The sequence below is a fragment of the Mycobacteriales bacterium genome (genome assembly GCA_035550055.1).
In the GTDB taxonomy this organism is placed as follows: domain Bacteria; phylum Actinomycetota; class Actinomycetes; order JAFAQI01; family JAFAQI01; genus DASZTV01.
This window is the reverse complement of record DASZRO010000112.1, coordinates 1-10130: the sequence shown is the minus strand read 5'-3', so window position 1 is coordinate 10130 and position 10130 is coordinate 1. Positions and strand designations below refer to the sequence as shown.

Here is a 10130-nt window from a genome sequence, read left to right as displayed (position 1 = left end):
GCCCGCCGGCGAGTTCGTCATGGGCAGCGACGTCGCGTATCCGGAAGAACGACCGGCTCACCCGGCCCACGTCGCGGCGTTCCTCATCGACGAGCACCCGGTGACCAATGCCGAGTTCCGCAGGTTCGTGAAGGCGACCGGCTGGGTCACGACCGCGGAGCAGCCGCCGCCACCGTCGGAGTTCCCTGACGCAGACCCCGATCAGCTCGTCCCCGGCTCGCTCGTGTTCGTCCCCACCGACCGCCCGGTCCCGCTCGACGACTGGCGGCGCTGGTGGCGCTGGGTGCCCGGCGCGGACTGGCGCCATCCGCAAGGACCGCACACCACGCTGCACGGCCTCGACCGCCACCCGGTCGTCCACGTGTCGTTCGAGGACGCGACGGCCTACGCCACCTGGGCCGGCAAGGCGCTGCCCAGCGAGGCCGAGTGGGAGTACGCCGCACGAGCCGGCCGGCCACCGACGCCGTACGCATGGGGCGAGGAGCTCGCACCCGCCGGTCGGCAAATGGCCAACACCTGGCAGGGCGAGTTCCCGTGGCGCAACGAGGACGCCAAGCACCCCCTCACCTCGCCGATCGGCGCCTACCCGGCCAACGACTGGGGCCTGGTCGACATGATCGGCAACGTGTGGGAGTGGACCGACTCGACCTGGACGGACAGCCACGACCGGACCGCACCCGCGGCGCTCGACCATCCGTGTTGCGGTGCGCCGTTGACCGAAGGCGACCGCCGGACGATCAAAGGCGGATCACATCTGTGCGCGCCGTCGTACTGCCGCCGCTACCGGCCATCCGCCCGGCAGGGCCAGGCGGTACGCAGCACGACCAGCCACCTCGGCTTCCGCTGCGTCGTTCGCTAGCCGGTCTCGCGCTCGGCCGCGAGCAGGTCCGTGTACATCCCGTCGACGACCTTCGCGATCGCGGCCGGGTCGTCGAGCATGGCGTTGCCCTCTTGCGCGGTCACGGTGGCGCCGCCGCGAGCCAGGCTGAGCTTGAACGCGTCATCCGCGTCCGGGGAGATGGTGATCGTCACGCCGTCCTTGACGGTCTCGAATCCCGATGCAGGCATGGCGAGCATCTACCCGGCTAATCCGCTTGCGATGCCTCGCGATCAAGGTCGCCGAGCAACGTCTGGACCAGCGCCGGGTCGAGGTCGGCGAACGTCCGATACGCCGGAAGGTCCACGAGCAGCCGCGCGGGGCTTCCGGCACGAAGGGCGGCCAGAAGGTCGTCGGACAGGTCGAAGCCGAGGAAGTGCACCGACACCGTGTGCTTGCTGGGGCCCTCGTCGGGCGGCGGGATGTCGCGCGCGAGGCAGGAGACGCCACCCGCTTCGAGCTTTACCGCCTCGTGCAACCCGTCGAGCCGGTCGAGCTCGGCCCGGATGCGACTCGCGTCGTCGAGCTCGATGAACATGGTGGCCGTCAAGGTCGAGCCGCCGGGCATCAGCCGGTCGTAGGCGGCGACCTCGGCGGCCGCAGCCGCCGGGCTGGTCACGCGCTCGACGTAGAGCATCTCCTGCGCCTGGTAGCGCAGCGTCGCGGCGCACTCGAACTCGACCATCACGAGGTCGCCGAGCCGGACGCGGCGGGCGCGCCGAAGCGATATCGCCTCAGCGCGCCGTTCGCCGCGGACCTGCGCGTAGACCTCCGGGGACAGCTCGAAGTCCTCGTCGGAAAGCACGGACACGCAGGTCACCTCCTTCTGGCTGCCTAGCCGGCCGCGTGCAGCTTCTCGAGCGCCTTCTCGTAGCGCCCGGCGTGAGTGCGCTCGGCGCGGGCCAGCGTCTCGAACCAGTCCGCGATCTCGTCGAACCCCTCATCGCGCGCCGTCTTGGCGAAACCGGGGTACATCGCGGTGAACTCGTAGGTCTCGCCGGCGACGGCCGATGCCAGGTTCTCCTCCGTCGTACCGATCGGCTCGTCGGTCGCCGGGTCGCCCGCCTGGAGCAGGAACTCGATGTGACCGAACGCGTGACCGGTCTCGGCTTCGGCGGTGTCCCGGAACAGCTCGGCGACCTCGGCGTGCTTCTCGGTCTCCGCGCGGCGCGCGAAGAACAGGTAGCGCCGGTTGGCCATGCTCTCGCCGCCGAACGCCTCCTTGAGGTTGGCGTGGGTCTTGCTGCCCTTGAGCTCTGCCACGTTCCAGATTCCTTCCGTTGTTAGTTGGCTCTGCAGCTGGCGCACTCGCCGTGGATCCGCAGGTCGTAGCCGGTGACGAGGAAGTCCTCGTTCACCTGGAGTGGGTCGATCGAACGCCGCCGGTCCAGCGGCACGTGTACGTCGATGACGGTCCCGCAGCTGTCGCAGACGAGGTGGTCGTGCCGCTCGACGTTGCGGTCGTAGCGGGTGGCCCCTTGGCCGACCCGCAGCTCGAGAATCTGGCCGGACTCGACGAGCATGCCGAGGGTTCGGTAGATCGTCGCCGCGCCGACGCCGGGCAGCACGTCACACACCCGCTCGAGCACCTCGGCCGCGGTCGGGTGGTCGTCGGAGTTGCTGATGACGTCGAGCACCGCGCGCCGCTGGGGCGTGTCGCGCGACGACCTGTCGTTCATCGCAGCTCCTCGGGAATCTCCTCCCACCACTGGCACCACCACGGGCCGCCGACCAGGATCCGCAGCTTCGGGTGCCAGCAGTAGGAGATGTCCTCGCTGGAGTCGGTGTAGTAAAGGCAGTTGCGGCACTCCTCGTCACCGCTGGGCCGGCCACGTAGCACCGCATCCTTCGCGAGATGCATCAGCTCGGTGTTGCGCTGCTCGTCGAGCTCGGTGGGCTCGGGGAGCGGCAGATCCGTGGTCATGACACCTCCGAGTCGTGGGCGGCCGTCGCTTAACGAGAATATATCTCAACTGAGAAGTGGTCTCTGTAGTCGCCCCGGTCAGCGGAAGGTGCCGACTCGACGGTGAAAGCGCCACACGTCACCGTCTCGGCACAACTCGTCGGTGTAGCGGCCGGTCAGCATGACGGTCCAGACAGTGTCGCGTTTGACGAGGAACGCGAAGTCGCTGACCGCGCTCGCTCGGTCGGCCGACCAGTCGGTGATGTGGGTGCCGCTGACCAGGTGGCACTGCGGCCCCTTCGGCTCGACCATGGTGTACGCCGCGCGCAACGCCTCGTGGCCCTCATGCGCCCCGAGCCCCGGGATGTCGCAGCTGCCGTCGGCGCAGTACGTCGCGACTGCGTCGTCGGTGCGGCCGTCGTCGACCGCGTGGTTGTACCGCGCGATCGTGGTCATGACACCCGCGAACACGTCGGCAAACGTCAGATCGGCGCTCATGCGCGGCACTGTACCGACTCGCTCTGTACCGATCGGTACACTCAGCCGCCATGCCTGCCGACCGCGACGTCGACGTACTGATCGTCGGCGCCGGCATCACGGGGATCTACCAGCTCTACCGAGCGCTCGAGGCCGGGTTCTCGGCCTTGCTGCTCGAGGCCGGGGACGGCGTGGGTGGCACCTGGTTCTGGAACCGCTACCCCGGCGCACGGTTCGACTCCGAGAGCTACACCTACGGGTACTTGTTCTCTCGCGAGCTCTTCGACGAGTGGGAGTGGTCGGAGCACTTCGCCGGGCAGCCGGAGATCGAGCGTTATCTCAACCACGTCGTCGACCGGTTCGGGCTGCGTGACCACATCCGGCTCGGCGCGCGCGTCACGGCCGCGACGTACGCCGACGGCACGTGGACGGTGATCGCCGGCGACGGCTCGACGACGACCACGCAGTTCCTCGTCGCAGCGACCGGGGTGCTGTCCGTCCCGTTCTTTCCCGACGTCGCCGGCCGCGACGACTTCGCCGGCACGCAGCTGCACACCGGGCTGTGGCCGGCCGAACCCGTCGACTTCGCCGGCAAGCGGGTGGCGGTCGTCGGCACTGGGTCCAGCGGCGTACAGCTGGTGCCGGCGATCCTCGACGAGGTCGCCTCGCTCACCGTCTACCAGCGGACCCCGAACTGGTGTACACCGCTCAACAACGCGCCTATCACCGAGGCGGAGCAGGCGCAGCTGCGCGCCGACTTCCCGGCCATCAAGCACATCCTCGACACCTCTTTGGCCGGCTTCCTGCACCCGCCCGGTGATCGCAAGTCCTCCGACGACACGCCTGCCGAGCGGCTCGCCTTCTACGAGCAGATGTGGGCCAGGCCCGGCTTCGGCAAGATCGTCAGCCACTATCTCGACCTGACGTTCGACGAGGCCGCCAACGACGCGTGGTGTGAGTTCATCGCCGCCAAGATCCGCGGGATCGTCGCCGACCCCGCCGTCGCAGACCGGCTGATCCCGACCGACCATCGCTTCGGGGAGAAGCGGCCGCCGTTCGTCACCGGCTACTTCGAAGCCTTCAACTCGCCGAAGGTCACCCTGGTCGATCTTCAGGCGACGCCGATCCTGCGGCTCACCGAAGCCGGGATCGAGACGGCGGACGGGGTGCGCGAGCTCGACGTCGTGGTGTGGGCGACCGGTTTCGACTTCGGCACGGGCGCACTGTCGCGGATGGGCATCGTCGGCGCCGACGGCGTCGCGCTGACCGACCACTGGGCGGACGGCCCGTCGACGTACCTGGGTGTGCAGACCGCCGGCTTCCCGAACTTCTTCTTCCCCGGGGGCCCGCACGCTGCCGCTGGCAACAACCCCCGCTACAACGGCGACCAGGTCGACTTCGTCACTGACCTGATCATCGCCGCGCGGGACCGCGGTACGCGAACGATCGAGGTCACGCCGGAGATCGAGGAACGCTGGACCGCGATGATCGACCGCGCCGCCCGCCGGCCACCGTCGTTCACCGAGAAGAGCTACTACTTCGGCACCAACGTCCCCGGCAAGCCGCGCAAGTACCTGCTCAACGCCGCCGGCCGGCCGAAACTGCTCGCACTCATCGCGGAGTCGAAGGCCAACGACTACCAGCCGTTCGTCTTCGGCTGACGACGGGTTCTCGGCCCTCGCCGGGGCATGTCAACGACATGAGCACACCTGAGTCGCCCGTGACCCCCGGCACCACCCGCCCCGCAGGCGAAGGTCTGTCCGACGAAGAAGCGGCTGCCGAGGTGGCGCAGCAGACGTCGCCCGACCTCAAGGCGGCGGACGTCTTCGAGCGCGAGAGTGAAGGCGCAACCACCGACCGTCCGGCGGACGAACTGACCGCCGAGGACCTGACCGCCGATGACGGTGCCGAGTAGGAACGGGCTTCCTACGTTTTTCGGACTTCGACGGTGCCGTCCTTGTTGCGGCTGAAATGCCAGGCGGTGTGATGTTCCAGCCAGTGGTGATACGCGCACAGGTAGATCGCGCTGGCTAGGTCGGTCGCGCCACCGTGGGACCAGTAGTCGGAGTGGTGGAGGTCGCAGCGTTCGATCGCGGCGCGGCAGCCGGGCGCCTCGCAGTGCCCGTTTGCGCGCAGCTTCGCGGCTCGCCGCTGGGCGCGTGACCAGGTGCGAGTGCTACGCCCCAGGTCGAGGACTTCGCTCGCCCCGCCCATCACCGCGGGGATGATTCCGGCGTCACAGGCGAACATCCGCGCAGTGTTCGGGGTGATCGCAACCCCGTCGACGCTGGACTGGCAGCTCTCGCCCGCTTCGAGGCTGCGGAGCAGGTCGGACAGGAAGGTCGTGACGAGGACCTGGGTGGGTTCCCCGGCGGTCTCCGGCAGGCTGCCGGCATTCATCGTCAGGCGCGCGAGCTCGACCAGCGCGTCGGCCTGACGCTGCACTGGCGTGCGCTCGTCGACCTCCCCGGCTCTCGCCGACAGCGGGTAAAGCGCTTTGCGGAGGATGGTGGCGCCGACCCGGTCGAGCATCCCGTCGACGCGGACCATCTCGTCGAAGGTGTCGGTCAGGGTCAGATAGCGGCCTTCGCGGGCTCGCACGGCCCGTTCCTCGGCCGTCTCGTTCAGGCAGAGTCGGTCAGCCAGCTCACGCAGCCCGCGACCGAGCAGCGTCGGGTCGGCGAACCGGGCCGCATCCAACAGCTCCTTCTCGGCGGCGTCGCGCTGCTCGGCCTTGGGCAGCTTTGGCAGGAAGCCCAGGATCAGGCCGGCTTGGTCCTGAGTGGCCTCGCCGGCGAGCATCGCGTCCACGATCGCCGGACGCGACGCGGCGCTGCGCGCGACGCGCAACCGGGCGGCGGCGTCACCGACGGAGAGCTGGTGCTCTTCGACCAGCCAGGTCTTGGTGGACTGTCCGCGTTCGGTGGTGGTGACGTCGCGGGTGTCGAGCACCTGGAGGCGCCGGGCCAGTACGCCGTCGAGGCGGCGGCGCAGCGCAAGGAGCGCCTCGGTGTCGGACAGCAGCAGAACGTCGGGCAGCGAGTGGACGTCCTGGGCCACCAGGCGCGCGACGTCGTCGGCGAGCGCTTGGGTTTCCGAGGTCAGCACGTCCACTCCGATGATCGAACGTATGTTCGAATCCTAGCGCCCGCGCACGACGAGATCAAGACAGAATCCGTTGGTAATCAACGAAAAAGTGGCCGGAACAGGCCAACCAAAGTCATGTCCGCAACAGGCCACGCATGCCGGCCGCAGACGGCAACCCGGCCCCTTCAACAGCCGCTTTTGTCGGGACCAAGAGACCGCTTCGGGTCAGCGCTTCGGACAGTTCGGACAGTTCAGACGGTTCAGACGGTGGCGACGGGGGTGAGAGGTGATCCGACGGCGCCGGGGAGGCGCAGCGGCGGCGCGGTCAGCAAGAAGCGCGACCGGTTGTTCTCACGAAGCCACGAAGCCAGTTCGTGCAGGTACCACATCTCGCCGAGCGGCACGCCGAGCCGGAACAGGCAGAGGTGGTGGATGGGCAGGAACGAGTGCCGCGACGGGTCGGGATCCTTGCCGAGCAACCCCTCGACCGCGTAGTTGTCGGCCACCAAGGCCGAGATCTGCGAGTCGGCGATCCACTCGAGCATCGCCGGGTCGCGGGCATCGAGCCAGGTCCCGGTCCGGTGGATGGCGCGCGGATCCGGCTCCCGGTTCCACTCCAGCACCCGGGTGGCGAAGCCGGTGTGGATCAACAGCATGTCCCCCGGCTCCACCACCACCCGGTCCGCGGCCATCACCTCCTGCAGTGCGGCGAGGTCGACCGCGCGCCATTCGTCGCCGAAATGCTTGTGCAGGTCGACGAGTACGCCGCGTCCCTGCACCCCGTGGGCGGCCATGTGCTCGAGCCCGAGGTGGTGGGCGAACCCGCGATGCCCCGACCCGTCACCGCGCGCGTCATCCGACGGCCCGACGAGATCGACGCCCGCGCGGTAGCCGTTGTAGTAGACGGCCTCCTCGATCCCGTCACCGTCGGCGTCGAACTCCGCTCCGACGTGGGCGAGTGAGTCCCACTGCGTCGAGTACTGCAGCGACAGCGTCACCACGTCATCGGCCCACACGTCGACGTAGCGCGGATCCCCCCAGTCCGCCATCTCGCTCATCCGGACGTTGTAGAAGACGCCTGGTACGCCGTTCATGTCCTCGGTCGGCGAGAGCTTCGGCGGGTGGCGGCGCTGGTTCAAGGCGGTGCCGCCCGGAAAGTCCAGCGGCAGGCTCAGCGAGAACGCGATCCCCGCTTCGACCTCGCGAACCCCTTGCCGCACCTTCTCCGGGGTCAGCAGGTTGATCCGGCCGAGCTCGTCGTCGTCACCCCAGTCGCCCCACGTGGATCCCTCCGGCCGCCGCTGCCAGCGCTTCGCCACGACACCTCCGCAAAGTTTGTAACGATCGGTACAGTAACGCCATGGACGCACGCGAGAAGAAGGACTTCGTCGTCTCCGCCGATGGGCATGTTCTCGAACCGACCGACCTGTTCAAGACCAGGCTCCCCCACCACCTGCGCGACCGCGCGGTGTGGGAAGAGGACTTCACCCTCGACGAGCCGCTGGTCGAGGGCGGCGCGACGATCTTCCGCAAGCTCCACACCGCGGGGTACGAAGGCTGGACCGTCTCGCGGTACCGGCAGACCGGCGGCCGGATGCCCGAGGGCGATCCCGCGCTGATCATCGAGGACATGGATCTCGACGGCGTCGACGTCCAGATCATGCACCCGAACCTGTCGCTGTTCGGGTTGTACTCCGACGACCACGAGCTGTCGATGGCGCACGCCCGGGTCTACAACGACTACCTGATCGAGCGCTTCACGCCGTACTTCGACCGGATCTGCCCTACGGCGCCGGTGCCGATCACCGACGTGCCCGATGCGGTCGCCGAGATCGAGCGCGTCGCGGCCGCCGGCTTCAAGGCCATCCTGCTGCCGGCCACCCCGCCTCGCAGCTACTACACCCGCGACCTCGACCCGGTGTGGGCGGCGGCGACCGCCGCCGGCGTACAGGTCTTCTTCCACACCCAGACCGGCGGCGTGAAGGTCGACGACACCGAAGCGGTGACGCTCAAGGTGGTCCTCGAGAACGCCGCGCAGGTCAACCAGCCGATGACCGAGCGAGCCGCGGCGAAGCGCATGGTCACCCAGGCGATCCACAGCACGTTCGTGCCCCAGCAGCTGATCTGTCAGCTGGTCGGCGGCGGCGTGCCGGAGCGGTTCCCGGACCTGCACTTCCACCTCATCGAGTTCAACGCCCACTGGCTGTCATCGCTCGTCGGCGGCATGGACAAGTGCTGGGTCACCGGCATCGGCCAGGACGCCGACTGGTGGCTGGGCAAGTGGGACGACTCGCGGCCCGCGAACGACCAGCCCGACATGGCTCAGCTGTTCCGGCTCAACGAGAAGTGGCCCTACCCGCTCATGCCGAGCGAGTACGTACGCCGGCAGTTCCACGTGCAGTTCCAGGACGACCCGGTCGCGATCGCCTGCCGCCACATCACCGGGTTGTCGACCCTGACGTGGGGCAACGACTACCCGCACGCCGAAGGCACGTTCCGCGGCAGCCGCGAGCTGATCAAGCAGCTGTTCACCGGCGTCCCCGACGACGAACGCAAGGCGATCCTGGGCGGCACCCTGGCCGGCCTGCTCGGCTTCGAGGTCCCGGTGGCAGTCTGATCTGCATGCGCTACGACGATCGCGTCGCCATTGTCACGGGGGCGGGGCGCGGCATCGGCCGTTCTTACGCGATGTTGCTCGCCGAACGAGGCGCCTCGGTCGTCGTCAACGACCTGGGGACTTCGATGGCCGGCACCGGCGCCGACCTGGCGCCCGCCGAGGCCGTGGTCGAGGAGATCCGCGCCGCCGGCGGCACCGCGATCGCCGACGGCAACGACGTGTCGTCCCCGTCGGCGGCACAGGCGCTCATCGACGCGACGGTCGGCGCGTTCGGTCGCGTGGACATCCTGATCAGCAACGCCGGCGTCATCGAGTGGGCCGGCATGCCGGACATCGACGACGAGAACTTCGGCAGACACCTTGCGGTCCATCTCGGCGGATCGTTCCTGACCGCCCGCGCAGCGTGGCCGCACATGGCGGCGCAGAAGTACGGACGGATCGTGCTGACCACGTCCGCCGGCGTCTTCGGGCTGCCGAGGAACACCTCCTACGCCGCGGCCAAAGGCGGCGTGATCGGCCTGACCCGCAGCCTCGCGACCGCCGGCACCCCGCTCGGCATCCGGGTCAACGCGATCGCCCCCGCCGCGGCCACCCGCATGGCCGGCAAGGCGGCCGCGCTCGCCGCGCCGCGCATGGGCGAGGACCTGGTCGCCCCGATGGCGGCCTACCTCGCCCATGAGGACTGCCCGGCCACCGGGGAGGTCTACGCCGCCGGCGCCGGCCGCTTCGCCCGGCTGGTCCTCACCTCCACCTCCGGCTACGTGCACGAGGGCCCGGCGCCGACCATCGAGGACATCGCCGAGCACTGGGCGGCGATCAACGACGACCGCGACTACGTCGTACCGACCGACCTGATGTCGTGGTCGGCGAGCTTCTTGTCGCACCTCCCGAACGGCGAGTCGCCCGATCCGAACCACCGTGGCTGACAGCGCTGCAGCGGTACGCCGCGGCGCGAACTGGGAGGCCCGACGTCGCGCGATCATCGACACCTCCGCCGGCGTGTTCGCCCAAGGCGGCTATCACGGCACCGGCATCGCTGAGCTGTGCGAGGCCAACGAGCTCGGCAAGGGCGCGCTCTACCACTACATCGGGTCCAAGGAGGAGCTGCTCGCGGCGATCACCGACCTGGTGATGGACGAGGTCCTGGCCGGTGTCGATCGCGTGGCGGC

Annotated in this window: 14 protein-coding genes; 6 read left to right on the top strand and 8 right to left on the bottom strand. The window is 69.1% G+C overall.

From position 1 onward, the window contains the following. Positions 1-859, top strand: an 859-nt coding sequence (locus VG899_16335) for a formylglycine-generating enzyme family protein (protein ID HWA67933.1), incomplete at its 5' end; no start/stop codon positions are given. Here VG899_16335 and VG899_16330 read toward each other — a convergent pair. From VG899_16330 to VG899_16305, 6 genes are all read right to left on the bottom strand, one after another. Beyond that, positions 856-1068, bottom strand: coding sequence for a hypothetical protein (locus VG899_16330; protein HWA67932.1), 213 nt, complete (start codon positions 1066-1068; stop codon positions 856-858). The genes VG899_16335 and VG899_16330 overlap by 4 nt on opposite strands. A 17-nt stretch (positions 1069-1085) precedes the next feature. Then, positions 1086-1688: a DUF3501 family protein gene (locus VG899_16325; GenBank protein HWA67931.1), complete on the bottom strand. Its 603-nt coding sequence runs from the start codon at positions 1686-1688 to the stop codon at positions 1086-1088. Positions 1689-1711: 23 nt separating this feature from the next. Continuing rightward, positions 1712-2140: a rubrerythrin family protein gene (locus VG899_16320; GenBank protein ID HWA67930.1), complete on the bottom strand. Its 429-nt coding sequence runs from the start codon at positions 2138-2140 to the stop codon at positions 1712-1714. Between the two features lie 20 nt (positions 2141-2160). After that, positions 2161-2556 carry a transcriptional repressor gene (locus VG899_16315; protein ID HWA67929.1) on the bottom strand — a complete coding sequence of 132 codons (396 nt, stop codon included), beginning with the start codon at positions 2554-2556 and terminating at the stop codon, positions 2161-2163. Further along, positions 2553-2801, bottom strand: coding sequence for a hypothetical protein (locus VG899_16310; protein HWA67928.1), 249 nt, complete (start codon positions 2799-2801; stop codon positions 2553-2555). The genes VG899_16315 and VG899_16310 overlap by 4 nt, the downstream gene beginning before the upstream one ends. Positions 2802-2879: 78 nt before the next feature. Then, a complete protein-coding gene (locus tag VG899_16305; protein ID HWA67927.1) occupies positions 2880-3278 on the bottom strand; it encodes a nuclear transport factor 2 family protein in 399 nt (132 codons plus the stop codon). A 50-nt stretch (positions 3279-3328) separates the two neighbouring features. Between VG899_16305 and VG899_16300 the strand changes: the two genes are divergently transcribed. Beyond that, on the top strand, positions 3329-4918 hold the full coding sequence (locus VG899_16300) for an NAD(P)/FAD-dependent oxidoreductase (GenBank protein HWA67926.1): 1590 nt from the start codon (positions 3329-3331) through the stop codon (positions 4916-4918). A 38-nt stretch (positions 4919-4956) separates the two neighbouring features. Continuing rightward, positions 4957-5172, top strand: a complete 216-nt coding sequence (locus VG899_16295; protein ID HWA67925.1) for a hypothetical protein — start codon at positions 4957-4959, stop codon at positions 5170-5172. 11 nt (positions 5173-5183) lie between these two features. Here the strand turns inward: VG899_16295 and VG899_16290 are convergent, their stop codons facing one another. Beyond that, positions 5184-6365: a DUF222 domain-containing protein gene (locus VG899_16290; protein HWA67924.1), complete on the bottom strand. Its 1182-nt coding sequence runs from the start codon at positions 6363-6365 to the stop codon at positions 5184-5186. Between the two features lie 239 nt (positions 6366-6604). Beyond that, a complete protein-coding gene (locus VG899_16285; protein HWA67923.1) occupies positions 6605-7663 on the bottom strand; it encodes a cyclase family protein in 1059 nt (352 codons plus the stop codon). Positions 7664-7704: 41 nt separating this feature from the next. Between VG899_16285 and VG899_16280 the strand changes: the two genes are divergently transcribed. The 3 genes from VG899_16280 to VG899_16270 form a co-directional block, all read left to right on the top strand. Continuing rightward, positions 7705-8961 carry an amidohydrolase family protein gene (locus VG899_16280; GenBank protein HWA67922.1) on the top strand — a complete coding sequence of 419 codons (1257 nt, stop codon included), beginning with the start codon at positions 7705-7707 and terminating at the stop codon, positions 8959-8961. A 5-nt stretch (positions 8962-8966) separates the two neighbouring features. Then, the gene (locus tag VG899_16275; protein HWA67921.1) at positions 8967-9887 is read left to right on the top strand and encodes an SDR family NAD(P)-dependent oxidoreductase; all 921 of its coding nucleotides are present in this window, start codon (positions 8967-8969) and stop codon (positions 9885-9887) included. Then, a partial coding sequence (locus VG899_16270; protein ID HWA67920.1) for a helix-turn-helix domain-containing protein occupies positions 9880-10130 on the top strand: 251 nt, incomplete at its 3' end. The genes VG899_16275 and VG899_16270, both read left to right, overlap by 8 nt.